Origin of the sequence: Mesotoga sp. B105.6.4 (assembly GCF_002896535.1) — a bacterium.
GTDB lineage: Bacteria > Thermotogota > Thermotogae > Petrotogales > Kosmotogaceae > Mesotoga.
In genome coordinates, this window is record NZ_JWIM01000036.1 from 13,076 (window position 1) to 38,141 (window position 25,066).

Here is a 25,066-nt window from a genome sequence, read left to right on the forward strand (position 1 = left end):
TTTGTTCAGAAGATATATTCCGTTTTTTGTTCTGCTGATTTCGGTCATCGTAAGCGGATATTCATTCAGAGATCTGGACTGGTTGAAGCATGAATCAGAGCACTTTGTTTATATATACCATAACGAAGTGGCCGGTTCGGTTTCCCAAATTGAAGAGATTGCAGAAAATACCTTCCTTGGCTTGAGTGAATTATTCGGGAACCCTTTCAGAGACAAGATCTCCATATTGATTGGAGGCTATGAGGATCGGTCAAACGGTCTGGCAAATCCAGTCATGGAATCAATCTACATAATGACGATCGGTCTCGACTATCCCTACAGAAATGACGGCTTCTGGTTGGAAGAAGTGATCACTCACGAACTTAGTCATCTTTTTCAGATTACCGCAACAACTCAAGTTGGAAACTTTCTGAGAAACTATTTCTCAAGACTTTACCTTCCTAACGCCCTTCAGCCCATGTGGTTCACCGAAGGCTTTGCGCAGTTAGGGAGCGAACTTATTGGAGACCTTTATGAGTACGATTACAGACGCTTACCTTTTCTTTGGGATCAACTTGACAGAGAGGACCCCTTTCTCGAGGAGACCGTAGTATCCGGTCACAGCGGCATCGGGGGAGAGGCCTATTACAATTACGGCTATGCGTTCCTGACATTTCTATATGAGACCTATGGCTTTGAAAGCATTCAGGAATTGGTCAGGATAAAGTCGGGGATTCTTGGATTTGCAGGAATTGATTTTTCTTTTGAGAGAGTATATGGTAAAAGCTATCAGGAGCTAAAGGCGGAGTTTATCGATTTTGAATCGGAAAAGTGGAAAGGAGTAGAGACTCCATCGATCCATAGACTCTCTTCGGATATCGGGGAATTTGTCAGTCACTACAGATCAAAGACCTACGCGAATAGACTGTATTATATTGGGTTTGATAGAGAGCAAAGATACTACACGCTATATAGGGAAGACACCGAAATTCTCAGAACCAGCATGGAGATCATTGATTTCGCTGTTTTTGAGAATGAAATTGCATTGTTGCTTTTTGAGAAGGAAGTCTCCGAAACAAGGCTTTACTTCTTCAGGGAAGGAAGGCTTGAGCGAACGAAATACTCCCACCTTGTCGGAATCGATTTCGCCGGAAAAGATCGTCTAGCAATTCTGAGGAATAGTTTGGGGACTATGTCTGTGGAAATCCTCTCACTTCGAAATGAAAGGGTGACGACGATTTTCGCGGCAATAGACCCGGAAATGCAGATCACTAGCGTCAGAGCATCTCAAGATGGTGCGCTCGTAGCGTTCAGAGTCAATATGCGCGGAAACAAGTATATTGCATTCTACTCATCGGGTTTCGATGCCCCTTTAATGTACAAAATCGATAAGGACTTCTCACTTGGAAGCTGGACTTCAGGCGGATTTCTTATTTCGGTAGAGAACGGATTTGGCAGCAGTGTTTATCTTGTCACATCTGAAGGCGAGATGACAAGTCTTGCCACCTTTCCCAGGTACGTCAGAGATCCTGCCAGAACAAGAGAAGGAATTGTGGCTGTCGGTCAGGTCAAGGGAAACAAGTTGTTGTACTCAGTTGAATCAAAGACCACTGAGTTCAAGCTCAAAGAAACGACTGTTGAGATGCGAGTTCCTGAGCCATTAGAAGGCGAGAAATACGAAGGTTTCACAAGTTGGAGATTTGTGTCTCCCATTCCTTACAAGGGTCTGTCTTTGCTTTTTTCCGATCTTACATTTCACAACCATCTGATTGCCGGTGGATCTTTCGACTTTGGAACAATGCTTCCGAGCCTCCACCTCGAACTGTGTAGTATTGACTACACGCCCGTTGATTTCACCCTTTCGTTCGAGTTTTCGGATCTCAATGTCGAAGCTTCTTTGGAGGCTTATCGTCAGTATGTCATTAATCCCAAACTTGCTTTCGGCTGGAAGGCCGAGCTCAATTATCCCCTGCAAGTCTCGGGATCAATTAACGTTGTTCTTCAGGATTCATCTGTGCTTTACGGGGGTCAGGCATCACTGAAGACGAATATCGCCGTTAGGGATACGCAGACGGCAACTTCAAATCTTGTGGACGTGGGGATAAGAGTCGATTTTGACTGGAAGAAAAACGGATTTGCATTAGATTCAGCTATCTTTTCTAGGGTAACTTTCGGAGAAGATCCATCTCTAGTACCGGTTGAGCTATGGGATTTCAGGGACGATTCCAACATAGTCGTTGGCCTTTCAATCTCGTCTGACTACACTATTTCGAGGAGAGGGTTCAATCTTATTAATCTTGTTCACCTTTCTGAGGAAGGAATTGGAGCGAAGATCGATACGTTGATAGGAAGGAGCTTTTCCTGGAGACTGGCTATATATAAGTTTGAGACGGTCTACCTTTACGCAGCTTACCCAATTGAAATAAAAGCAGGAATCATGCTTGAAAGCATGAGACTCCTGCCCTACATAGATTTCGCACTACTTTACTAAAACTTCACAACCCTCAGGAGAATCCTGCACGCTCACAGCGTACAGCCTTTCTCCGTTGTGAACTTCGAATGTCAATGATCTCTCTCTGCATTTGAAGCTACCTGTTTTGGGTAGAACTTCAATTCTAATTCCATCTGTACAACTGCGCACAACTATTTTCTTCAAAGAATATTCGCCGGTTTCGTGAGCGTTGCTAATTCCGTCGTCTTCATACAGTTCAAACTCCGCATAATTCTTAACAAAACCTATGATTCGAAGATCTCCCCAGGATCCGCTCTCAACAAATTGAGAGCTGCAGGTGGTAACGACCATGGAGTCCTCCTTCAAGAAATAGGGAATGGTATCTAAAGGAGCCTCTGTCCAGACATGGCCTGAAGCGAATGCTCTCTTCGTGTTAAGATCTAGCCATTCTCCTTCTGGAAGATAAACGTGCCTACCCTTTGAATTCCTCTGGTAAATGGGAGCAACCATGATAGACGGACCTATCATGAACTGATCGTCGGCGTTATAAGTTTCCCTGTCTTTGGGCCAGACAATCGGGAGGGGTCTAATCATTGTCATTTTTCCGTCGGCTGACTGCTTATGAATTGTGTAGAAATAGGGAAGCAATGAGTAACGAAGCTCTATTGCCTTCTTAATAAGCCTCTCCACCTCGCTGTCGAAGGCCCAAGGTTCCTGTCTCCTCGTTCCAATGGCACTGTGATTCCTGAAGAAGGGAAGAAAGGCCCCCAGTTGAGTCCATCGTACAAGCAGCTCTCCGCTACAATCGCCGCCAAAGCCGCCCACATCGCAACCAACAAAGCTTACTCCTGCAAGCGAAATGGATTGGATTAGCCTGATTTCGCTTAGCAGCTGTTCCCAACTACTCTCGTTATCGCCCGTCCAAAGGATCGCGTATCTTTGAATGCCGGGATATGACGATCTAGTGATAATGAAGGGTCTTGAATCGGGCCTGCTTTTCCTTATTCCCTCGAATGCTGCTCGAGCCATATTGAACCCATAGATGTTTCGGACCTTTCTATGCAAGTGAGCGATCCCATTATCATCAGTCTGAACAAAATCCTTCCCGTAGTCGTAGTACTTCTTCTTTGAGGCAATCCTCGCAAAAAGGAATTCCGTTTCAATTCCATTGTCATCTATTTCGGTTGCAAGCTGTTGTAGCTCTTTGAGCAATTCAGGTGTGTAGAAAATCGAGGGCTCATTCATGTCGTTCCAGAAGCCAGAGACTCCGTCCTTCAAGAGCCTGTCATAATGTTCTCCCCACCAATTTCTCGTAGCAGAGTTCAGGAAGTCCGGGAGTCTGGATTCTCCAGGCCAGACTGCAGGTCTAAAGGGAGTACCATCTTCCTTCTTGCAGAAGAAGTCACCCTTGAGGCCATCCTCATAGATGTCGTAGTTTTCAACTGCCTTAACACCCGGATCTACTATTGAAATGATCTTAATGCCCATATTAGATAGTCGTTCTATCATTGACGACGGATTGGGGAAGCTATTCTCATCCCAAGTGAATACCTTATAACTGTCCATGTAGTCAATATCCAGATGTATTGCGTCGCATGGTATCTTTTTGTTCCTGAGATTTTCCGCGATTTCAATAACGGATTTCTCATCTCCATACGACCATCTTGACTGATGATAACCCAAAGCCCAGGCGGGTAAGAACAAAGGGTTCCCGGTTAGTCTGAATAAGTCTCTTATAGTCTCATGTGGGCTCTCAAAGAACATGAAAAGACTAAAACCATCACCTTCTATATCGATTTTCAGCCTGTCTCGCGTTTCGAAGCCTACGTCGAATCTGGAGTATCCCGGGTGATCTAGAAAGAAGCCGATCTGTCTCCTGGCTGAAGCTATATAGAATACTGGAAGCGTTGAGTAAAGCCTTTTCTTTGAGGGAGAATGATCAGGTTCATCGGTATTGTACATCTCATAAACTGCGCCCCTTTTGTTGAGAGGGCCGATCGATTGTCCGAGTCCAAGAACTGCCTGGTCGTCATGTAGTTCGATTTTAATACTGAATCCATCTGTCGTTTCTACAATCTCCATCTCGTTGAAGTCCTGCGATGAGGATCCTTCTAGCCCGTGCAGCCTCAACCCTTGGAAGAGATGATTTGCCACGTCGCTGTCCAGTTCTTCTGCAGGCGCCGTCAACACCGAATCAGTTTCGAACTTCGTCTTTCCCTCTCTTTCAACTTCCATTTTGATTACTGAATCGAAATAGCGAAAGAATCGTTTTCTCAAAGCAGCGCCTCCATTTATAGGAAATTTCGATCTCATTGTACAACAAAATGTTAGACTTTGTATGTAAAGCAGAAGCGAGGAGGTAGATTGATGACAGTCAGGAAAGCTATTGAGAAGATCAAGGGATTGGAAGCTGAGATGCTTTCGGAGATTACTGGAAAATTCTCGTTCTTTATCGAAGGAGGTGATCCACAGAGATTCACTGTCGAGATCTGCGATGGCAGGCTAGAGGTTTTTGAAGAAGAACGACCTTCGGATTGCTCAATACGCACAGATTTCGCGACCTTTGAAGGACTGATTGAAGGAGTTGTGAATCCTCTGACAGCTTTCATGACTGGAAGTTTAAGGGTATCGGGCGATCTGGCCTTTGCGATGAAGCTTAACAAACTGCTTGGAGGTGGATGAATGGCACATGAAGTACTGATATTGGCTTTTGAAGGGAAGAAATCTTGTTTTCTTCATGCTTTGCTGAATGCACTTGACATGTCGGAAAAGGGATTTGCCGTATCTGTCGTAATGGAGGGAGAATCTCCCCGTCTCATGAAAGAGATTACACATGAAAAGGATCCTGTTCATGAGATTTACATTGAAGCGAAGAAAAGGGGCCTTATAAAGGCCGTATGTTATGGTTGTTCGAAAATGATGGGCGTCCTTGACATAGTAGAGAAAGAGGGTCTCCCCCTGAATGGGGACATGAGGAACCACGTTCCGCTGGCACCATATGTGGAGCGTGGAGCCGAGATCATTACATTCTAGAGGAAATTCGAATTATTACTGCGGAGAGCTGACTAAAGGCAGATTTCTCTCAAAGAAAGGAGTTCGTGATGAGGAACAGTCTTAGACGATGGAAGAATGAAAAACTGGCGCAGAAACTCATAGAAGTCTTTGAAAGCAAATCCGTGAGGGTGATTTACCTCCCAGATATAGAAATGGTGGTCGAAGAAGTTCATAAGCTGATTCCCGATGGAGCTACCGTTAGTTCAGGCGGATCGGTGACACTTCAGGAGTCTGGAGTAATGGATTTGTTGAGGTCGGGGAAATATGAATTTCTTGACAGAGACTCGGTTTCCGAAGATAGAGAGAAAAGGGAGATCATGATCAAGGCATTTGAGTCCGACTATTATCTATGTAGCGCGAATGCCATAACAGAGAATGGAGAGATTCTACTGCTGGATGGGAGCGGCAACAGGGCCGCTGCAGTAACGTTCGGCCCCGAGAAGGTGATTTTTGTCGCCGGAATTAATAAAGTCGTGAACGATCTGGATGCAGGCATCAAGAGGATCAAGTCGATAGCACCGATGAATGCAAAGAGGCTGAACTTGCATACTCCCTGCGTGACAACCGGATTTTGCTCCGACTGCAGCAGCGAAGAAAGAATATGTGAAACGTACTCGATAATAATCGATTCGAGAAGAAGACCATGGCGCTACACGATCGTTCTTGTAGGTGAAGAGCTTGGCCTGTAAGAAAACTCTCAGGATAAGAGTCTTTGGGCGTGTGCAGGGCGTTGGTTTCAGGTACTTTGCCCTTCACACCGCCACGTCTCTTGGGGTGACGGGTTTTGTGAGGAACGAGCCCGATGGAAGTGTGGAGATCGTTTGTTCCGGATGTGATGAGGAAATCGATGCTTTCGTTGAAAGAATAGATAGGGGTCCATCCTATGCCAGCATTACAAAGACAGAAATTGAAGAGCTCCCATTCAAGCCGTTCAATAACTTCGAAATTAGGTACTGAGGTTTAGATTTGTCCCCATTCTGCTAGGAACCTCTTCACAAACTCCACAACGAAACTGTAGCGGTCCTCAGCCATTTTTCTTGCAGTTCCCGTCCAGAAAGTTTCCGGTCTTATCTTAAGTATCTTCTCGTGAAAATGATTGATAGAACTACGCGAATTGCCGCTATAAGAGTTGCACGGACCGAATTGGAGAGAGTGAAGAGGAGTTCCGACCTTTCCGGAATAGGCAAAGACCCTTGCTATGGCCACTGCACCTATAGCGTCTAGTCTGTCCGCATCCTGGAGGATCTTTCCCGTCACACTGGTAGGTGTTAAACCGCCGGAGTATCTGTGCGATCTAATCGCCTGCGAGACTTCCGAGATAAACGAAAAGTTGAATTCCATGGTCGGTAGAAGTCCTAAAGCATATTCCGCGCCGGATTCTGCATGATCGATGCCGGTTAGAGCTTCTTGAGGCCGCTTAATGTCATGAAGGAGTGCGGCGATGACTGCCTTTTGAAGGTCACACCTCTCCCGAGAAGCAATTTCGCTCGCATTCTCCGTTACCCTGAAAGTGTGGGAAATATCATGAGCAGGGTCATCGTAGTCTTCAAAGGCTTCCCTAACGATGTGGAGGATTTCTCGCAAGTGTGGAATGCAGTCCATCAGCTCTGTAAGATTCATATTTCTCTCCTTGAGTAAAAAAGAAAAGTCTAGATGCATAATGTAAAATAAGTATACAAGATGATTTGTATGAATAGGTGAAAGGAGGCACGAATATTGAATATCCTCGTTACAAACGATGATGGAATCATGTCGCCCGGGATTATTTTGCTTGCCGAAACGCTTTCTGAAGAGCATGAAGTCCTTGTAGTTGCACCCGATGTCGAAAGAAGCGCGACTGGACACGCAATAACAATCAGAACTCCGCTGTGGGCCAAGGAAGTCAAAGTCGGTAATAAGAACATCGGCTATGCAATTAATGGTACTCCGGCTGATTGCGTTAAGCTCGGATTACTTGCGATTTCGGATAGGAAGATAGATCTTGTGATAAGCGGGGTGAACAAAGGGCAGAATATGGGAATAGATGTTCTTTATTCTGGAACAGTCTCAGGTGCTCTAGAGGGCGCAGTGACTGATACCCCATCGATTGCGGTCTCAAGCAGTGACTGGAGTAATCCCGAGTATGAAACCGCAGCCAGATTCATGGTCAATTTTCTCAAAATCTACGATGTCAGTAAGATGCCGGACTTCACGGCTCTAAATATAAATGTTCCTTCAGTCAAGTACGAGGAACTGAAGGGTTGGAAAGTGACCAGACAGAGCAGAAGAAGATACAAGGATTATTTCGAAAAGAGAAAGGATCCTTATGGGAACAACTACTACTGGATATTCGGAGAGGTAGTCGAAGATGAATGTTCTACTGATTGTGATTTCAACGCAGTTAAATCCAACTTCGTATCGATAACCCCTCTCCATGCCATTATGACCGATAAAGAGTATTTTGAGGAACTGAAGGAGATTTCGGAAGGGTGGTCGGAATGAAAGTGATTTATATAGGAAACCCCATACTTCGAAATGTTTCCGAGAGTGTCGAAGTTTTCGACGATGATCTCAAAGCGTTCGTGAAAGAGTTGAGCAAGACGATGTACGTTGAGGACGGCGTGGGCCTCGCAGCACCGCAAGTGGCTGTGTCCCGGAGGATTTTTGTTTACGACCCCGGAGACGGGTTGAGGGTAGTAATTAATCCAGAGATTATTTCCAAGAGTGATGAGACAGTAAGGATGGAAGAGGGTTGCCTCAGCATACCCGGAATTTACGCCGATATCATCAGGCCGTCTGCAGTTCGAATACATTATCAGGATGAATATGGCCGGCACCACGAAGAGGATTTGACGGACTATCCTGCGAGAATAGTGCAGCACGAGAGCGATCATCTTGAAGGAGTGCTATTCGTCGATTATCTTTCCTCATCAAAAAGAGCGGTGCTGAAACCAAAATTGAATCAGATAATTAAGGAAAGCATAAGATAAAATGAAGATCGTATTCATGGGAACTCCCGAATTTGCGGCTGCTCATCTCAAGGCGATTGTAGAATCGGGGAACAACGTGGCAGGAGTCTTTTCACAGCCTGACAGGCCTAAGGGGAGAGGGCGGAGAGTAGAACCCACCCCGGTGAAGACAGTCGCCACTAGCTACGGAATACCAGTTTTTCAGCCTGAAAAGATCAATTCTGATGAAGGGTTCGAAAAACTTTTGGAGCTATCTCCAGATATTATCGTTGTTGTGGCATTTGGAAAACTTCTTAAGTCGGGTGTTATAAACCTTCCAACCATCGGTTGTTTCAACGTTCATGCTTCTCTTCTGCCCAAATATAGAGGTGCAGCCCCGATTCAGCGAGCAATAGAAAGTGGAGAGACAAAGACGGGAATAACGATATTCAAGATTGATGAAGGAATGGATACTGGTGAGATTGCTCTCAAAAGAGAAATCGAAATAGAATCGTCGGACACTTTAGGAACGCTTTACACGAAGCTTGAAAAGCTTGGTACAGAAACATTGCTGGACTTTTTGAGAATCGTAAACGAGGGAAAGCTGAAGCTTTCTCCACAGCAAGGAGAGTTTTCGAACGCACCTAAAATCCAATCTTCGGATCTCGTCATCACAGATTTCTCTGATCCTGTGAGGGTAGTGAATAAGATAAGAGCTTACGACCCCCGTCCGGGAGCAAGAGCAGAGCTTGAAGGTAAACCGATAAAGTTGTATGGGGCTTCAGTAATTGACTTCTATGGGAAAGGCCGTAGAATCGGCGAAATTGTGGAAATTGATGACCGCGGAATGGTTATTAGCTGTGGCACTGGAAATGTTATTATATCGTTAGTGCAGTTACCCGGGAAGAAACCGATGAGACCCAAGGATGCTGTAAGTGGTCGGTTAATTCACGAAGGGATGATTTTGGGGGGATAAAAATGCCCAGGGTAATGAGGTTATTTCAGATCAGAAACGAGATCACTGAAGATGGTGCTGCTAGAATAGTTGCGAGACTAAGGTCGCTCGACGGCATAGTTAAGGCTCAGGCAGATGTTGCCAGCGGAGTGGTAGAAGTTGAATACGAGAATGCAATCGTTGACAGATATATAATTCAGGAAGAACTGTCCAAACTCGGTTTTGATATGCTTATATAAACCATTCTCGCACTTTGCTTCTTGACAAAGGAATCCGGTCAAGTTATAATTTCTGACGTGTGACGTTGCCGAGGTGGTGGAATTGGCAGACACGCATGGTTGAGGTCCATGTGGGCAGTTTAGCCTATGCGGGTTCAAGTCCCGCCCTCGGCACCACTGAACCGGGTTCATAGCCCGGTTTTTTCTTTTGAGGTGCTTCTTGGGAGAGATTCTGCTAGGTAATATTTTCAAACGGAACGCAAAAACAAGAATTAGCTTGAGACGGATTTCTCAGAACTCTCCATTCGTCTCAATGAATATCGAAGATCTTCCTTCGTTCTTTTCGGAGAGAGGTGAAGACTGTCTTTTTGTGGATGGGTCGTTGGACAGTGAGTATCTCCAGAAGATAGCTATCGATGAAGGATATCTGAGAAGCTTTCTTTTTCAGTCGGAGTCTAAGGATCTCGGGACTCGGATTCTTCAGTACAGAAAGACTCTTGAGAAAATGCCAGCAGGGCTCTCATCGATAGTTGAGAAGACCGTAGAGAACGGTGGGCTGAGGAACTTCCTTCTTCTTGCACTTAGGGAAAGCGAGTTTCTAGATCCGTGGGAGGATTATGTGCTTTCCGCTCTCAAGAGGAATGAAAGAAGAGAAAGGGGCAATCCCAGGATCAATCTTCAGAAGACCGTAAAACTGGTTTTCAGTGAGGGTGGGCTCCTACAGGATTCAATGAAGGGATACGAATTCAGACAAGAGCAGTTCATGACGGCTCTTGAAATCGCAGAGTCAATTGAAAGAGACGGCAATCTTATGATCGAGGTCGGTACTGGAACCGGAAAGAGTATAGCATACCTGGCACCGATTGCATACGCCTGTATCTCGACTATGAATCAGGCAGTTGTCTCTACAAGAACAAGAATCCTTCAAGATCAGCTCTTTAAGAAAGATGTGGAGGTGCTGAGGACCTTTCCTAACCTTGATGATCTGCGTGTTTCGGTAATGAAGGGGAGAGAAAGATATCTTTGTGTCAGAAAGCTTTTTGAGGTCGTGACCCTCGCTCTCAACAAGATGTTGGATGAAGAGATGTCAAAGGAACTTTCAGGAATACTCATCTGGTCTATGATAACTTGCGAGGGAGATCTCGACACGCTTCCGTTGAAAGAAGAGATGAGAAGAATGATTTCTGGAAACAGATTCGACTGCACGAGACGACTCTGCCCTTTCTTCGAGATCTGTCCTTATTACGTCCAGAGAGAAAACGCGAAATGCTCCGACATAGTTATCACGAATCACTCCTTCCTCTTTAGCGAAGCAAACATAAGACTTTCCGACGGAGACGCCGAAGAGCGAGAAGATATCGGAACTCTTCTCCCGGGATTCAAATATCTCGTTGTGGATGAGGCACATGAGCTCGAGGCTTCATTGACACAGGCCATGAGCTACCGCTTTCAGCCGTACGAGCTGGCCGGTACTGTGAGAAGACTCATAAAGGCAGTTAGGAATTCCTTTGGATTTCTGAAGAGGCACTTTGACGAGGATTTTTTGAGAAGACTGTGGACAAAGCTCAAAGAGGCAACCGCTAGTCTGGACAAACAGATCACAGAGCTTGTCAAGGTTACAGGCAGTTCTGAATCCGAAAACCGAACTACATTCACAGGAAGAGAACTCGAAGCGATAATATCTATGCTCGCAGCAATTTCCGATACTCTTCAGACACACGTATATATTGGTACCCAGACGATGCAGATGCTGGATGATGTAGAGGAAAGAAATGAAAAGATAGATGGTTTAGAAGCTGAAGTAAGCAGGATTCTCACTGAAACAAGGGAATGGATGAAACAGATAGCGGGAATCACTTCTTCTCAGGAGTCGAGGGTTGTTTATGTAAGCCGATTTGAAAGGCGCCTCGATAGCCTCAGCATAATTTCCTCACCTGTGGAAAACGATACCTTGATGGCATCGATCTTCCCCGATGTAAGCGTCAAGATTTTCATCTCTGCGACTCTGTGGGTTTACAGCAGGGGTAGCGATGGCTTCAATTACGCCAGGAGAATACTTGGAACAAGCAGTAACAATGAAGCGGTTAGGCTCGGAACTTCATTTGATTATACGCAGCAGCTGAAGTTCTTCGTCCCGGCCGATCTGCCCGACTATCTTCCGAATTCGCTAATCTATCTCGAAAGTGCGGCGGATATAACGCTCAAAGCCTTGAAGATAGTAGGTGGTGGTTCAATGGTGCTTTTCACTTCTTACGAAGACATGAAAGGGACTCTTTCCAGAATCTCCGGCGGACTTGGAGATATGGTGATTCACATTCAAGATAGGGAGGACAGTCCGACAACCATTCTTGCAGACCACGTAAATTCAGAGAAGTCCGTGATATTCGGAGCCAGAGCATTCTGGGAGGGTGTAGATCTTCCTGGTGAACAGCTCAAACTCCTGATTGTATACAAGCTCCCCTTTGAAAGACCGGATGAACCGCTAATTGAGGCTAGAATAAAACATTACGGGAAGAGGAGTTTCGTAGAAGGTATGAACAAGTATTATTATCCAAAGATGATAACGGCCTTCCGACAGGGACTCGGCAGACTTATAAGAACCAGGGGTGACCATGGGGTTGTGATTGTGCTGGACAAAAGGATAATCGATTCTAGAAGAGCTTACTCTAGGAAATTGCAGGCTTCTCTTCCTCCCGGAGTAGACATTCAGGCTGAAAGCAGCAGCAAGATCTTAAGAGAACTAAGAAAGCTTAAGAGGGAGAGATGGATCTAATGATCAGGTCTATCATCTCTCACTTCTTTCCCAACTCTTGTCTCGCCTGCGAGAAGGAAATAGATCCAGGTCATTACCTTTGCTTCGAGTGCTTAAACTCGATGGATGGTCCGATTATGGCCCCACTTGAACTTCCATACATTGATTCAGCCTTCTCTTACTGGAAGTACGAAAGCCCGATGAGGGAGCTGATTCACGCTTACAAGTTCGAAGACAGACCGGGTATAGCCCATCTCTTTTCAAATATGACCTTCGAGATGATGAATACGTTTCTCCCGGCAACGAACGTTGTTGTTCCGGTACCAACATCGCTTCAAGCTTTCGTAAAGAGAGGTTATGACACAAACTTGGGAATACTGCGATTTCTCTCCCGAAAGGTGGAAATAAGGATTGAGAACATACTCTCAATATCGGGAAAGACTGTACCTCAATCTACTCTCAAAATGAAGGATAGAATTGATAATGTGAAGGACAAGTTCCGTCTCAAGAAGAAGCCGTCATGCGATTCGGTGATTCTTTTCGATGACGTTGTTACTTCTGGCGCAACTGCCAGCCAATGTGCTAGAGTTCTTAGAGAAGGGGGAGTAAAAGATATTGTTTTCTTTGCAGTTGCCAGTGCAAAAAAATAGGGCCTCACGGCCCCTGGCTGGGAGAGGAGGACTCGAACCTCCATCGGCGGATCCAGAGTCCGCTGTCCTACCAATTGGACGATCTCCCAAGACAGTAAAGATTATAAAGCAGAAGGCAACTGGTGTCAAGACGTTTGGAGGCATATGATGAACATAGCGATGTTCAGTGATACTTATTCTCCTCAGGTTAACGGAGTGGTAACCATGATCAGAATGCTTGAGGAAAATCTTCAGAAAAGAGGACACAATGTCTACATTTTCACAGTGGATCACCCCGAGGCCGGCATTCAGGAGAACGTTTACCGTGTCCCTTCACTGAGATTTCCATGGGAGAAGCAACATAGAATTGGCCTTCCAACTAACTTCAAAGAACTCATTCAGATTGTGAAGAGCCTCGACATAGACATCGTCCACTCTCATACGTCTCTCATAGTAGGATATCTGTCTGGTATGGTGATTTCCAATCTTCACATTCCTGCTGTCACGACCTATCACACGATGATGGAAGAGTATGTCCACTATATCCCTTTTATGGAGCCTATTCTGAGAGTATATATAAGAGGTCAGGATAGAAGGTTTTGCGACAAGAACAGAGCCGTCATCGCACCTTCGATCAAGATAAAGAAGCTGCTGCTCTCTTACGGCGTTTCGTCTCATATAGAGGTAATTCCAAATGGCGTTGACCTGGCTCCTTTCATGAAAGAAGTCGATATTGATGAAATCAGATCGTTTAGGAACAAGTACAAGATCGGCGAGAACGAGAAGGTTCTGATCTTCGTCGGCAGACTGGGAGAAGAAAAGAGTATAGACAAACTCATCGAGAACTTCACCAGGATCAACACAGCTCTGCCGGATTCCCATCTACTGCTAGTTGGAGACGGACCTCTAAAGGGCAAACTGAAGGAACTTGCAGGAAACTTGGGTGTTGGCAAGAGGGTTCACTTCACAGGTTTCTTGAAGTGGCCGGATGAGATTACGTTAGCCTACAAGAGCAGTGATGCGTTCATGATTGCCTCTCACACGGAGACCTTTGGCTTGGTTACGCTTGAAGCAATGGCATCCGGCCTGCCGGTAGTGGCCTTCAAGGATGACAGCATTGCAAATATGGTTCTAGATGGAGAGAACGGGTTTATGTGCCCCTCAAAAGAAGAGTTGTCTACTGCGGCGATTGAGCTGCTTACAGATAGAGACCTCATGGAGAGAATGTCGAAGCGCTCTGTTGAGATTTCTAAAGACTTCTCAGCGGAAGCGAATGTCGAGAGAACGCTGAATCTTTACCAGAGAGTGATTAGAAACGAGATTTAGATTTGAACCCAATTTCGTGTGCCGAAAGCATTCCACCGAAAATGATGTTGGCGTAGTAGCTGAAGAATCTCCAAATAAGCAGTGCGGCTCCTATCCCATCGCCAAAGAAGGATTTGAAGAAGAGAACATAACCGCCTTCAGAAACACCGCTTGCTCCCGGGGTAGGAATAAGCGAGACAACAAGAAAGAGTATCAGTTGGACGGAAGTGATCTCAAGGTAGTTGACGGGAGTACCGATCGAAAGTGAAACAAAAAACGGAATTGATATCATGCAGATCAGCTGAGCCAGCGTACTCAATGATGCCATGACAAGTGTAACAGGTCTTTCTATAAGACACTTCATTGAAGAGTGGAAGAAACGCAGTTCTCTAAGAGCCTTCTCTATCATCGAATCTCTATCCTTTATGATCCTTATTCTGCTCAGCAAGTTGATCATCAAGCGAATTAGCTTTTCCGTGAACCCTGGGTTTAAGGAGAATAGAATCAAGAATGCAAAAACAAAGCTGTTGAGTACGAAACCGAAAATCGACAGAACGGCCAAGTTGGAAATCCTTCCCACAACTATGGGATAAGCCTTAATGATTGCAGCAGCTCCAAGAACAGTAATTACTGACTGGTAAATCAGAAACCTTGAGACCAACATTGCTGTTGACTCGCCAACAGATATTCCCTTTCTTTGCATAAAAACTATCTGTGCGGGCTGTCCTCCCGAGGAGAAGGGCGTGATCCCATTGAAGAAGGTTCCAATAACCGTGATCTTGAAAAGATAAGTCAAAGGGATTGTCAGGCTCCTCATCAAAGCAAAAGTCTTAAGGGTTACTGCTTCAAAGAACCAAGTGCCAACTGTCAGACAAAAAGTAAGAAAGAGCCATCCGGGATTGGCACTTGCAAGATAAGAGATCGATTTGTTGAAGTCGGTAGCAAGTAGGACAATTACTATAATCAGAACGCTCAACGAGATAGCGATCAAAAAGTTCCTTGTGGTTCTCTTCATGGTCTCTTGTCAAGTACCTCAAGATAGATACTCTTCAGTTTCTGGCCGATAATCGAAAGATCCCTCTCAAGAGCGGTCTCCTTCCCACAAGATGTAATCTTCTTCCTAACACTATTGCTCTCAAGCAATATATCGATCTGCCGCATGAATTCTTCATTGCTCTTGGCTTTCAGACAGTTCTCACTGTGCTTCATCCAGTCGCTGTAGACCGGGATGTCTCTAAGTACTATCGGTGCTTCAGTTGAGAGCGCTTCGAGGACTACGATGCCTTCAGTTTCCTCGTAGCTTGGAAATAGAAACACGTCACAGGCCGAGTAAGGGCCAATAATCATCTCTTGAGGAACAAAACCAGGGAACTTCACATTGTCCGGGGGATTTCTCAGAAGCCGTCTTATCTTTGCGGGTAATAGACTGCTGATCTTAGCTCCAAACCAGAAGAAGGTAAGGTCTTTCCTTGCCTCCGCGATCTGACAGAAATCTATGACGCCCTTTCTCTCGAAGGGAAGGCCCACCGACACAACCAATGGTTTTCGAATTTCATTGTCTGACAGGAATTTCTCGGCCAAAGCCTTGTTTCTGCTGAACTTCTTGTTGTCAACACCGTTGGACACGGCTTTAATCGGCAGATTTATGCCGTAGTTCATTATGAGTTTCTTAGCATACTCAGTTGGGGAAATAAGAAAATCCGCCGATGAGTAAAGCTTTATCAACCTCTTTTTAAGCCAGGGAGCAATGACATTTGAAAGAGTGAACGAGTTTCTGAAATCCTCATAAGTCGTGTGAGTATGATAAATGACGGGAATATGAGCTTTCTTTGCTTTCTTGAGAACTCTCTCTGCTCCCGGTCCGATCGTGTTGATGTGAACGACATCAAAACGGTCTTCCTCATTCGTTGTGTACTCAACGCCAACCTTGTCAAGAGCAGACATCTGGTGTTTGAGAGCCATTCCCACGCCCGACTTGCTGAATAGCTTTTTGCCTTCGGAATAAAGCAGAACCTTCATCTCTACCTCCAGGAGAACTCCATGTTGATCGTTAGTGTAGCTTCGCCAAAGATGCTCATCTGCTAGAAGTGATTCTGTTACAGAAAGTAGTTTCGAAACCTGAATCGAAGAGATTTCTTTCCTATTCTCAGCCACTAAGAACCGCACATTGAGAAACTACTTCCAGAACGGCGAGACGCTCTTCAACGACTATTTTACCCCATCTTGATGCATTTAGCATATCCTTTGCATTCAGTACGGATAGGGTTTCCCTAACAGAACTGGCGTGTCTCCTCATTCGTCTTAACTATCCATATTTGTTTCTCGATTGAAGAAGCGAACCACACTTCACAAATAAGACACAGAAGATCTTCTGAAGCTTATTAGGCATGGAGTTTATGAACCTAGTCATTAAGGTATACTAATGCGTGTTGGAGACAGAGTATTATGGAGGCATAAGTTGTAGCAGTTGATGCCTTCGTAAGTCTTCGTTGATAATGTTGGGGGAATTCCTATGAAGTTTTTCATAACAGGAGAGAGAAATTCAGGAAAGAGTTATCTTGTAGAAAGAGTTAAGGCCTTGGCCAAGTTCACAGGGTTTGAGACACGCTTTGACGAGGATCTTGTTGACCTTTCCATTAGTTTTTTCAATGGCAATTCATTTCTCATAGGTTCTCGAGATAACGGGCGATTAAAGATGGTGGACGAAGGGTTCTCATCTGCTGTAAAACTTCTTGGAGCTATTGAGATTCCATCCGATCATCTCCTGATAATGGATGAGATAGGTTTTCTTGAGGAAGACTCCCCCGAGTTTCAGCAAGCGGTTGTCTCTGCCCTCAGAAGAGCGAGGCATTGCTTGTGTGTTCTTAGAAAGGGCGACTTCTCATTTATCGGTCACCTTAAGTCATCTATGGGAATAAGAAGTATAGAGCTAACTCCTGAGAATAGAGAGCAAGTATTCGGGAGAATCGCTAGAGAAATAGAAAGAGAGAGGGCGTTGCTGCCCTCTCCTGGAGGCGACGAAGGGATTTGAACCCTTGAGTAGAGATTTTGCAGACCTCCGCCTTTGACCCCTTGGCTACGTCGCCCAACGAGAATTATTCTAGCATGTAAATAGGATCATTTCAACAAAAGGGCCGCTATCGGCGGCCCTCGGGGTGGAAAATTCTTCAGGAGGGAGGTTGGCTCCCTGTTACTCGGGTCTGGAACCAACTTGCAACAGGACGCGGGGACATCCTTTGCAAATCAATGATATATCGTTGCTTACCCAAAACCAAATGCGAATTCATCCGACCTGAAACGAGCAAAGTGATTTAGCACTCTTTATCTACACTATGAACACCAATTTGAAAGTATGCTCTTTGCTCTTGCATCCGTAACATCCAAAAAAACTAGTAAGGGAGACAGAGTTCTTTCGAACATTCTCTGCTGAATGAACAGGCATGAATCACTTGCCGAAAACGAATTCTCTGAACCAAACGTAACTGGAAATACCGAAAGTGGGAATTCTGAACACCGGATATATGGGAATCGAACCATCGCCCGCCTGAAGGACATAATCGTCAAGATACTCGATCGTACCGTCCTTCGAGATCAGGTACATGCCGTTCGACAACGGGGTGCTGTAAAGCTCCACCGCCGATTTATCGGCTATCAGGTGCAACCAGGAGTATTCGTCAGGAGAGTCTGCAGAAGTGATTTCGTCGCCGGAATAAAGCCATATGAGCTCAACTTCCGGTTTTGCGGAGTATTCGTTCCATGCGACAAGTTCACTCAAAAGGCTTCTAAGTCTCTTCTCTTCTCTGCCGGTATCTTCGCAATCACCTGTAGCGCATGGAAATCCGCCGGTGAAGACTTCAAGCGGTGTCTTCGAAGTCACGACTACAATGATGGGATTTCCGAGATAATCGCTCATAGAGAAGGTCTCTCCAAATACGTCTCTGGCTTCGAACAGAGGTGCGATCGAACCCTTTTTCAACAGAGGCCTGTTCTGGGCATCTTCATCGACCTGCTCGAATGTGACTTTTCTGCCATCCCTGCTGATCTCGCTTACTCTGTAGTTCTTGTCGTTGATTCTTATGACGCTGGTCGCTTCGAAAAGCTCGTGATTCTTATGAACCATGTCTATGGTTCCATCTCTGTTCAGATCTATTCCGATGAAGACTTCGTCTATCTTATCGGCCAGGCCATCGGGCGCGGTAGGAAACAGGGCGATTTCGATCAGCTCTCCGTCGACTTCCAGCAAACCTTCTCTTCTACTCATGAGCAAGTAGTCGACTTCGACGCCTTCCTTTTTTGGAAGGATCGCGTGAATTTCAAGATCCTGGGTCATGTAAGATGAATTCCCGTTGGAAAGATATTCTACCCTTAACTGTTGACTGAATTTATAGGCGCGGCTTTCATTTATAACGGTCCCTCTATATTGTCCCTTTATAGGAATGTTGTTTAGGAAACAGCCGTCGTAATCGCTGTCGATCCAGAGGATCGGAGGCTCGACGTTCATGATTGCTATGTTGACAGTTGAATCCCCGATTCTGATCTGTCCATAGAAAATACGCTCATCTGCGAGTGCGCTGACTCCTTCCGGTGGATAAATACTCATTTCGACATCGCTTCCGCTCGCGATGTATGTCCAGCCCATCCGTTCCGTGAGGTAACCGGACAGAGTCCCGGCAAGAAGCATCGCCGACGAAATCAACGAAACGACAAGCAATATCGCTACCTTTTTAGCCATACGAATCACCTCCTCAATTCATATGTCAAAGATCGGAGCAAAAACAACTTTCACTCACAGCTTCGGCTTCAAAGTCATCTTCGATTTGGAAGAAATAGAACATTATTGTGCATTTGTTGCAGCTGGCTACGCCAAATCCTTCGCAGTCAACATCCACGTACTCCCAGCTCCACGGACTTGCGTCAATCGAGTATCTCATTCTCCGTAAGCGCTTGCATATACACTCAAAGGGTTGTTGTTTGCGTCGTAATGACGTGCTTCTGTAGAAATACAGCAATATACTGCGTAGGGTACAAGTCTCGTATTAATTATCAACTCTTTGCTGTAGGAAAACTCTGAATACCAGAAACAATCGCATTCATACAAATAGCAACCTGGGTCCTCTACTCCTGTAATCGCACGCCAGTTAGTCCAAATGTCAAAACCGACAGGAATACGAAAGAAGAATCAAAAAACACCACTTCAACATCGGAGTTCCCTACTTTCTATGTAGTTACGATACTGAAATAATATCATTATATATGTCATATAGAAAAATAGTAATTAAGTAAATTAGATATGATAAGCACTAAGTATTCGCGAATAGCCCTCCTGTGTTACCTAAATCGCAGATTGTCACAGTAATATGCAAAATTATTACGATAATTACGCGATAGAATGTATCTTACGTGGTATGTGTACGAATGGAGTCATAAAAAACATATTAAACGATTCGTAGTCTTTCCAGGATTTGGTGAACAATTCCCGACGATAATTTTCTCTTCCATATCCCGATTTGCTTGCGGGTGTTTCATATCGAATCGCTTCATTTCCCCGTAGTTATTGCTTGGCCTTCTCAATTAACAGCAATATCATCACGGCATATCGGGCTATTGACAGAAAGATGCGAGTAATGTAAAATCTTATCTGTTCGGGGACGTGGTGAAGTTTGGTTATCATGCCGGTCTGTCACACCGGTGGCCGCGAGTTCAAGTCTCGTCGTCCCCGCCAGTGAGAGTCCTTAGGGGCTCTCTTCTTTTTTAGGGTGTATCTCTCAAGATGCATGTTTCATAATAGTCCAGCAACCCGCAAGATCTTCCAATCAATATCTGCTTAACTTCTTTCAGGCTGCGTGCGGTTAGAATATATTCAGGGCAGTAACTTCAAGACTATCACCGGATTTTTGGTCAAACTGATCTTAGCACGCGATGCCGGTTTCGCATTTGAAATTTCGGGAAGCCGATGAGAGAATGAACTTGCGATTCTAATCTGAGGGGACTTGTACTCAATTCTGTTTTTCTATAATGATGGTTTGATTTTTTTGGAGGTGCTGGTAATTGCCGGCTTGTGTGAGGGTTCTGGGAATTGATCCGGGTTTTGGTACTGTTGGATACGGTATTGTCGAGATGAGATCTTCAAGGATCGAGCTTGTATCTTATGGGGCGATCAGGACCGAGCCTAATGAACCTATCCCTGACAGACTACTGAAGATCCACGATCAACTGGAAGTCCTGCTTCAGGAATACGGACCCGATGAATCTGCAGTCGAGGAGCTATTCTTCTTCAGGAATGTCACGACTGCAATACAGGTTAGTGAAGCGAGAGGCGTTATTCTCCTCGCTATGAGAAGACATGAAGTTCCCATATTCGAATACACTCCTCACCAGGTGAAACTTGCTGTCACAGGTTATGGCAGAGCGGAAAAGGGACAGGTACAAAGAACTCTGAAGGCCTTTTTGCGGATGAAGGAAAACCCAAAGCCCGACGACGCCGCTGACGCCTTAGCTGTTGCATGGTGCCACCTTGCGGCGAGGAAGTTTCCCGGAGGTGTTCGAAAGGCATGAAACTTTGTATGAAGAATCTTAAGCTCCCTATTTCGAGACTTCTTTCAAGAGTGTTGAAGTCCGATCCAGCCTTTGACTGTGGGGGTATTGAAATATCTGGAATAACTATTGACTGTGCATCAAGAGAGGTCTCGATCGATTTCTCTTGCGAGGTAAACGAAGACGTGAGACATTATCTAGAATCTACCTTTCGTGAAGAAGCGATGCGACTTCTCGGTTCTTCTGTTAGGCTTTCATTTGAACCTGGAGATTTTGAGACCGCAGGTGCAGAGAAAGAAGTTTCGAGGATAACTGAAGAGCAGTTCAGAGAGATACTCAAACTCACCAACGGCGCATCTTCATACCTTGCTTCTTCCGAAATGGTGTTCGAGAAGAATAGAATTCTGATCACTGTTCACGATCAGTTTTCATTTCAGAGAATCAGTTCAAAAAAGCACGATTTAAGAAAAGCGATCGAAAAGGTATGCGAGAGAACCATACCATTTGATATAGTTCTAGATATCCGTGAGGACGAGGAGCTGACCGTTGACGAAGATTCCTCATATCCCGAAGTTGAAAGAGAGAGCAAGGTCTCTTCCGGTGAGGCTGATTTGGTTCTGATAGGAAGAGAAATAAGAGCTGTCTCAAAGAAAATGAAAGAGGTTCTTGGAAACGAGACCGATGTAGTGGTCAGTGGTAAGACCTTTGGACTGGAGTCGAGAAACGGAAAGCTCTTCATTCTTACGTTCAACATAACTGATTACACGGATTCTCTTACTGTAAAACTTATCGGTGAAAATGCTCGTTCCCTCTCCGAAAAGCTCCGCGAAGGCGATGAGCTTACCATAAGAGGGAAGATGGAAACCGATACGTGGATTAAAGACGAGGTTCTGATTCCCAGAGATATCAACAGAACGACTCTTTCAAGGCGTGTTGACAATGCTCCCGAAAAGCGTGTGGAATTGCATCTGCATACCAAGATGAGTGCTTTGGACTCAGTTGTTGACGTCAAAGAGCTAGTGAACACTTTCAGAGAGTGGGGACATGACGCGGCTGCCGTGACTGATCATGGGGTAGTTCAGTCAGTGCCGGAGTTCTACTTTGCAGCTAAGAAGAATGGAATCAAGCCTATTTTCGGTATGGAAGGTTACATGATAAACGATTCAGAGCAAATAACGATGAACATAGACGAAGACACCTCATCTCTAGATGAAGCTTTGTTCGTTGTCTTTGATCTCGAGACGACGGGTCTCAACCCAAAGGAAGATGAGATAATTGAGATCGGTGCGGTAAAGATGAGAGGCGGCGAAGTCATTGAGACATACTCATCTTTTATTAAGCCTGAAAGAGAACTCTCGTCTCTGATCTCTAGTTTGACGGGAATAACTGAAGACATGCTTTCCGATGCTCGTTCGATCAAAGAAGTGCTCCCCGAATTTGTAAAGTTCACTGAGGGAAGCATACTTGTTGCTCACAACTCCTCCTTTGACTACGGCTTCGTCCGCAACTCTGTTAAGAAACATTTCGGAGGAGATTGGGAGATGCCATGCGTCGATACGCTTGCCCTTGCAAAAAGCTTATTCAAATCCAAGAGCTATTCACTAGATAACGTTGTGAAGCGCCTCAAACTTGGACATTTTGATCATCACAGGGCTTACGAGGACGCAAAGGTTACCGCCGAAGTCCTGAAGAAGTTCATTCAGCTGGCGGAAAAGAGAGGGATTCAGAGCGTTGGCGAGCTTGAAAAACTGAGAAAGAACCAAAATCTCGACTCTCTTAAGCCGGTTCATGTAAGTATGTTGGCCAAGAACAAGAAGGGTCTCGAAAATCTATACAGGTTGGTAACAGCCTCTCACACGAAGTACTTCTATATGAAGCCGAGGATTCCCAAGAGCCTATTAACTGATTTCAGAGATGGGCTTCTGATAGGTAGCGCTTGTGTCTCGGGTGAACTATCCAAAGCATTTATCGGTGGCGCTAGTACCGAAGAGCTGGAGGAAATTGCGAAATTCTACGACTATATTGAGGTTATGCCACTAGACAATATTGACACTAGCGAGGGCGAGACCAATATGTCGAGAGACACATTGACCAAGATGTACCGTGAGTTCTACAGAGTTGGCAAGAGACTGAACATTCCTGTAGTTATGACTGGGGATGTGCACTTTATAAATCCACATGATGACATTTATAGAGCCGCAATAAATGCTGCTCAGGATTACGATAACTTTCAGAACCAACCATCGTTGTATCTCCATACAACGGAGGAGATGATGAACAAAGCAGTCGATATTTTCGAAGACAAGGCTATTGCAAAGGAAGTGGTTATCGATAATTCAAGGTATATTTCCTCAATGATCGAGGAGGTGACTCCGATTGAGGGGAAGCTACACCCTCCAGTAATAGAAGGCGCAGAAGAAGAAGTAAGGAGAATGGCTCTTGAGAATGCCGAACGGTTGTATGGAAATCCTCTGCCGGAAATCGTCGAAAAGAGGCTCAGTCGTGAGCTTGACGCAATAATCGGTCATGGCTACGCGGTCTTGTATCTCATCGCTCAGAAAATGGTCGCAAAGTCCAATGAGGAAGGTTACGTGGTCGGTTCAAGGGGTTCAGTAGGAAGCTCCCTGGTGGCCAATGTAATCGGAATAACTGAGGTAAATCCGCTTCCACCACATTATCTCTGTTCCGAATGTGGCAAGTCGATCTTTCCTGAAACCGATCTCGAATCCGGTTATGATCTTCCTAGAATGGAATGCCCGGGTTGCGGGAATGAGATGGCAAAGAATGGCCAGAGCATTCCTTTTGAGACCTTCCTGGGATTTGAGGGGGACAAAGTGCCAGATATAGACCTGAACTTCTCTGGAGAGTACCAGGAACGGGCCCACGCCTTTATAGAAGAACTGTTTGGCAGAGACCATGTATTCAGAGCAGGAACGATCTCTACTCTAGCTGAAAGAACGGCCTTTGGGTTCGTAAGGGCCTATTCTGAAAAGAGCGGTAGAACGCTTAGAAGGGCTGAACAGGAGCGAATTGCGCGTGGCATCGTAGGAGTAAAAAGAACAACTGGTCAGCATCCCGGTGGTCTTATGATCGTGCCGAAAGACATGGACGTTCATACTTTCACACCGGTTCAGCACCCCGCAAACGATACAAAGAGTTCAACGCTGACAACTCACTTCGCATATGAGGTAATTCATGATGATCTGGTTAAGATAGACGCTCTAGGCCATGACGATCCTACGTTTATCAGGATGCTGAAGGACATAACTGGAGTTGATCCAGAAAGCATTCCAATGGATGATACTGAGACTCTGGCGATCTTCTCTTCACTAAAACCTCTGGGAGTGAAATACCACGAGCTTGGAACCGACATGGGCACCCTGGGAATCCCCGAGTTCGGCACGACTTTTGTTCGGAGCATGCTTGCAGATACAAGACCCTCAAGTTTCGGCGAACTGGTAAGAATATCGGGTCTTTCCCATGGAACTGATGTGTGGTTGAATAACGCTAAGGACATCATTACTTCGAAACAAGCCTCACTTTCTCATGTTATAGCCTGTCGCGACGATATAATGAACTACCTGATTGCTAAGGGAATGGATCCAAAGGAGGCCTTCAAGATCATGGAAAAGGTCAGAAAGGGAAAGGGTCTCAACAGGGACGATGAAGATAAAGTGAGATCAAGTGGCGCTCCCGAATGGTTCATCAACTCATGCAAGAAGATCAAGTATCTCTTTCCAAGAGCCCATGCCGCTGCATATGTTAGCATGGGATACAGAGTGGCGTATTTCAAAGTACACTATCCCCTCGCCTTCTACAGCACCTATTTTTCAATTAAGGGTGGAGAGTTCGACATAGATATTTGTACATCGGACGTCAATACGATCAAGAAAGAGATTATCAGACTTAGAGGTGATCAAGAAAGGAACGTCAAAGACAGGGCAAAAGAGACTCTCCTGGAGGTAGTGATGGAAATGTTACTCAGGGGATTTGGCTTCTTGAACGTCGACTTGATGAAATCGCATCCAACGAGATTCTTGATTGAAGGGAGATCGCTCAGAATACCTTTCAATAGGCTCCAAAACATGGGAGACAAGGCGGCGAGGTCTATTGAGCAGGAGAGAGAAAAAAGAGTATTCTCTTCAGTGGAGGATCTGATAAGAAGAACTGCTCTGAACAAGACCAGCGTTGAAATGCTCAGAAAGCACGGCGCTCTGAAGGGTCTTGCCGAGAAAGAACAGATCAGGCTGTTCTGAGGGAA

Annotated in this window: 21 protein-coding genes and 4 tRNA genes; 17 read left to right on the top strand and 8 right to left on the bottom strand. The window is 45.2% G+C overall.

Annotated elements, in window-relative coordinates; all coding sequences use genetic code 11:
• The first annotated feature begins 1 nt into the window (after nt 1).
• Nucleotides 2-2,470 (top strand): hypothetical protein, encoded by a 2,469-nt coding sequence (locus RJ60_RS08370; RefSeq protein WP_099830917.1) that lies wholly within the window; start codon nt 2-4, stop codon nt 2,468-2,470.
• Here the strand turns inward: RJ60_RS08370 and RJ60_RS08375 are convergent.
• Nucleotides 2,459-4,708 carry a TIM-barrel domain-containing protein gene (locus tag RJ60_RS08375; RefSeq protein WP_099830918.1) on the bottom strand — a complete coding sequence of 750 codons (2,250 nt, stop codon included), beginning with the start codon at nt 4,706-4,708 and terminating at the stop codon, nt 2,459-2,461. The genes RJ60_RS08370 and RJ60_RS08375 overlap by 12 nt on opposite strands.
• Before the next feature lie 90 nt (nt 4,709-4,798).
• Between RJ60_RS08375 and RJ60_RS08380 the strand changes: the two genes are divergently transcribed.
• From RJ60_RS08380 to RJ60_RS08395, 4 genes are all read left to right on the top strand, one after another.
• A complete protein-coding gene (locus RJ60_RS08380; RefSeq protein ID WP_099830919.1) occupies nt 4,799-5,113 on the top strand; it encodes an SCP2 sterol-binding domain-containing protein in 315 nt (104 codons plus the stop codon).
• Nucleotides 5,114-5,464: a hypothetical protein gene (locus RJ60_RS08385; protein ID WP_099830920.1), complete on the top strand. Its 351-nt coding sequence runs from the start codon at nt 5,114-5,116 to the stop codon at nt 5,462-5,464.
• Nucleotides 5,465-5,532: 68 nt separating this feature from the next.
• Nucleotides 5,533-6,174, top strand: coding sequence for a lactate utilization protein (locus RJ60_RS08390; protein ID WP_099830921.1), 642 nt, complete (start codon nt 5,533-5,535; stop codon nt 6,172-6,174).
• Nucleotides 6,164-6,442 carry an acylphosphatase gene (locus RJ60_RS08395; RefSeq protein WP_099830922.1) on the top strand — a complete coding sequence of 93 codons (279 nt, stop codon included), beginning with the start codon at nt 6,164-6,166 and terminating at the stop codon, nt 6,440-6,442. The genes RJ60_RS08390 and RJ60_RS08395 overlap by 11 nt, the downstream gene beginning before the upstream one ends.
• 3 nt (nt 6,443-6,445) lie before the next feature.
• On the opposite strand, the gene RJ60_RS08400 is transcribed toward RJ60_RS08395, so the two are convergent.
• Complete coding sequence (locus RJ60_RS08400; protein WP_099830923.1) at nt 6,446-7,105, bottom strand: HD domain-containing protein; 660 nt, start codon at nt 7,103-7,105, stop codon at nt 6,446-6,448.
• Nucleotides 7,106-7,201: 96 nt separating this feature from the next.
• Between RJ60_RS08400 and surE the strand changes: the two genes are divergently transcribed.
• The 7 genes from surE (at nt 7,202) to RJ60_RS08435 (ending at nt 12,987) form a co-directional block, all read left to right on the top strand.
• Nucleotides 7,202-7,966, top strand: a complete 765-nt coding sequence (gene surE, locus RJ60_RS08405; RefSeq protein ID WP_099830924.1) for a 5'/3'-nucleotidase SurE — start codon at nt 7,202-7,204, stop codon at nt 7,964-7,966.
• The gene (gene def, locus RJ60_RS08410; protein WP_099830925.1) at nt 7,963-8,454 is read left to right on the top strand and encodes a peptide deformylase; all 492 of its coding nucleotides are present in this window, start codon (nt 7,963-7,965) and stop codon (nt 8,452-8,454) included. Before surE ends, def begins: the two co-directional genes overlap by 4 nt.
• A gap of 1 nt (nt 8,455) precedes the next feature.
• A complete protein-coding gene (gene fmt / locus RJ60_RS08415; protein ID WP_099830926.1) occupies nt 8,456-9,388 on the top strand; it encodes a methionyl-tRNA formyltransferase in 933 nt (310 codons plus the stop codon).
• 2 nt (nt 9,389-9,390) lie between these two features.
• The gene (locus RJ60_RS08420; RefSeq protein ID WP_099830927.1) at nt 9,391-9,606 is read left to right on the top strand and encodes a heavy-metal-associated domain-containing protein; all 216 of its coding nucleotides are present in this window, start codon (nt 9,391-9,393) and stop codon (nt 9,604-9,606) included.
• Between the two features lie 67 nt (nt 9,607-9,673).
• Nucleotides 9,674-9,762 (top strand) — tRNA-Leu (locus RJ60_RS08425).
• 43 nt (nt 9,763-9,805) lie between these two features.
• Nucleotides 9,806-12,358, top strand: a complete 2,553-nt coding sequence (locus RJ60_RS08430) for an ATP-dependent DNA helicase (RefSeq protein ID WP_099830928.1) — start codon at nt 9,806-9,808, stop codon at nt 12,356-12,358.
• A gap of 116 nt (nt 12,359-12,474) precedes the next feature.
• A complete protein-coding gene (locus RJ60_RS08435; RefSeq protein WP_243392445.1) occupies nt 12,475-12,987 on the top strand; it encodes a ComF family protein in 513 nt (170 codons plus the stop codon).
• A 14-nt stretch (nt 12,988-13,001) separates the two neighbouring features.
• On the opposite strand, the gene RJ60_RS08440 is transcribed toward RJ60_RS08435, so the two are convergent.
• Nucleotides 13,002-13,076 (bottom strand) — tRNA-Gln (locus RJ60_RS08440).
• 55 nt (nt 13,077-13,131) lie between these two features.
• Between RJ60_RS08440 and RJ60_RS08445 the strand changes: the two genes are divergently transcribed.
• Nucleotides 13,132-14,292: a glycosyltransferase family 4 protein gene (locus RJ60_RS08445; RefSeq protein WP_258006237.1), complete on the top strand. Its 1,161-nt coding sequence runs from the start codon at nt 13,132-13,134 to the stop codon at nt 14,290-14,292.
• Here the strand turns inward: RJ60_RS08445 and RJ60_RS08450 are convergent.
• Both RJ60_RS08450 and RJ60_RS08455 read right to left on the bottom strand, forming a co-directional pair.
• Complete coding sequence (locus RJ60_RS08450) at nt 14,276-15,286, bottom strand: lysylphosphatidylglycerol synthase transmembrane domain-containing protein (RefSeq protein ID WP_099830930.1); 1,011 nt, start codon at nt 15,284-15,286, stop codon at nt 14,276-14,278. The genes RJ60_RS08445 and RJ60_RS08450 overlap by 17 nt on opposite strands.
• A complete protein-coding gene (locus RJ60_RS08455) occupies nt 15,283-16,290 on the bottom strand; it encodes a glycosyltransferase (RefSeq protein WP_099830974.1) in 1,008 nt (335 codons plus the stop codon). The genes RJ60_RS08450 and RJ60_RS08455 overlap by 4 nt, the downstream gene beginning before the upstream one ends.
• Before the next feature lie 493 nt (nt 16,291-16,783).
• Here RJ60_RS08455 and RJ60_RS08460 point away from each other — a divergent pair, with 493 nt between their 5' ends.
• Nucleotides 16,784-17,302, top strand: coding sequence for a nucleoside-triphosphatase (locus RJ60_RS08460; RefSeq protein ID WP_099830931.1), 519 nt, complete (start codon nt 16,784-16,786; stop codon nt 17,300-17,302).
• Here the strand turns inward: RJ60_RS08460 and RJ60_RS08465 are convergent.
• The 3 genes from RJ60_RS08465 to RJ60_RS16155 all read right to left on the bottom strand — a co-directional run bounded on the left by RJ60_RS08465 (nt 17,281) and on the right by RJ60_RS16155 (nt 19,202).
• Nucleotides 17,281-17,357, bottom strand: a tRNA-Cys gene (locus RJ60_RS08465). The two genes, RJ60_RS08460 and RJ60_RS08465, sit on opposite strands and share 22 nt — an antisense overlap.
• Nucleotides 17,358-17,716: 359 nt before the next feature.
• The gene (locus tag RJ60_RS08470) at nt 17,717-19,003 is read right to left on the bottom strand and encodes a peroxiredoxin (protein WP_099830932.1); all 1,287 of its coding nucleotides are present in this window, start codon (nt 19,001-19,003) and stop codon (nt 17,717-17,719) included.
• Between the two features lie 25 nt (nt 19,004-19,028).
• The gene (locus RJ60_RS16155; RefSeq protein ID WP_258001752.1) at nt 19,029-19,202 is read right to left on the bottom strand and encodes a hypothetical protein; all 174 of its coding nucleotides are present in this window, start codon (nt 19,200-19,202) and stop codon (nt 19,029-19,031) included.
• Nucleotides 19,203-19,915: 713 nt separating this feature from the next.
• On the opposite strand from RJ60_RS16155, the gene RJ60_RS08480 reads away from it, so the two are divergent.
• The 3 genes from RJ60_RS08480 to RJ60_RS08490 all read left to right on the top strand — a co-directional run bounded on the left by RJ60_RS08480 (nt 19,916) and on the right by RJ60_RS08490 (nt 25,061).
• Nucleotides 19,916-19,993, top strand: a tRNA-Asp gene (locus RJ60_RS08480).
• A 338-nt stretch (nt 19,994-20,331) separates the two neighbouring features.
• Nucleotides 20,332-20,826 carry a crossover junction endodeoxyribonuclease RuvC gene (ruvC, locus tag RJ60_RS08485; protein WP_180977914.1) on the top strand — a complete coding sequence of 165 codons (495 nt, stop codon included), beginning with the start codon at nt 20,332-20,334 and terminating at the stop codon, nt 20,824-20,826.
• Nucleotides 20,823-25,061: a PolC-type DNA polymerase III gene (locus RJ60_RS08490; protein WP_099830934.1), complete on the top strand. Its 4,239-nt coding sequence runs from the start codon at nt 20,823-20,825 to the stop codon at nt 25,059-25,061. The genes ruvC and RJ60_RS08490 overlap by 4 nt, the downstream gene beginning before the upstream one ends.
• The last annotated feature ends 5 nt before the right edge of the window (nt 25,062-25,066 follow it).

Bases quoted from the DNA above. Each gene is read 5' to 3' on its own strand.
- fmt (WP_099830926.1), top strand. From the start codon at position 8,456: ATGAAGATCGTATTCATGGGAACTCCCGAATTTGCGGCTGCTCATCTC.
- RJ60_RS08385 (WP_099830920.1), top strand. From the start codon at position 5,114: ATGGCACATGAAGTACTGATATTGGCTTTTGAAGGGAAGAAATCTTGT.
- def (WP_099830925.1), top strand. From the start codon at position 7,963: ATGAAAGTGATTTATATAGGAAACCCCATACTTCGAAATGTTTCCGAG.
- RJ60_RS08380 (WP_099830919.1), top strand. From the start codon at position 4,799: ATGACAGTCAGGAAAGCTATTGAGAAGATCAAGGGATTGGAAGCTGAG.
- RJ60_RS08435 (WP_243392445.1), top strand. From the start codon at position 12,475: ATGGCCCCACTTGAACTTCCATACATTGATTCAGCCTTCTCTTACTGG.
- RJ60_RS08460 (WP_099830931.1), top strand. From the start codon at position 16,784: ATGAAGTTTTTCATAACAGGAGAGAGAAATTCAGGAAAGAGTTATCTT.
- RJ60_RS08420 (WP_099830927.1), top strand. From the start codon at position 9,391: ATGCCCAGGGTAATGAGGTTATTTCAGATCAGAAACGAGATCACTGAA.
- RJ60_RS08450 (WP_099830930.1), bottom strand. From the start codon at position 15,286: ATGAAGAGAACCACAAGGAACTTTTTGATCGCTATCTCGTTGAGCGTT.
- RJ60_RS08490 (WP_099830934.1), top strand. From the start codon at position 20,823: ATGAAACTTTGTATGAAGAATCTTAAGCTCCCTATTTCGAGACTTCTT.
- RJ60_RS08455 (WP_099830974.1), bottom strand. From the start codon at position 16,290: ATGAAGGTTCTGCTTTATTCCGAAGGCAAAAAGCTATTCAGCAAGTCG.
- RJ60_RS08470 (WP_099830932.1), bottom strand. From the start codon at position 19,003: ATGGCTAAAAAGGTAGCGATATTGCTTGTCGTTTCGTTGATTTCGTCG.
- RJ60_RS08390 (WP_099830921.1), top strand. From the start codon at position 5,533: ATGAGGAACAGTCTTAGACGATGGAAGAATGAAAAACTGGCGCAGAAA.
- RJ60_RS08400 (WP_099830923.1), bottom strand. From the start codon at position 7,105: ATGAATCTTACAGAGCTGATGGACTGCATTCCACACTTGCGAGAAATC.
- RJ60_RS08445 (WP_258006237.1), top strand. From the start codon at position 13,132: ATGATGAACATAGCGATGTTCAGTGATACTTATTCTCCTCAGGTTAAC.
- RJ60_RS16155 (WP_258001752.1), bottom strand. From the start codon at position 19,202: ATGAGATACTCGATTGACGCAAGTCCGTGGAGCTGGGAGTACGTGGAT.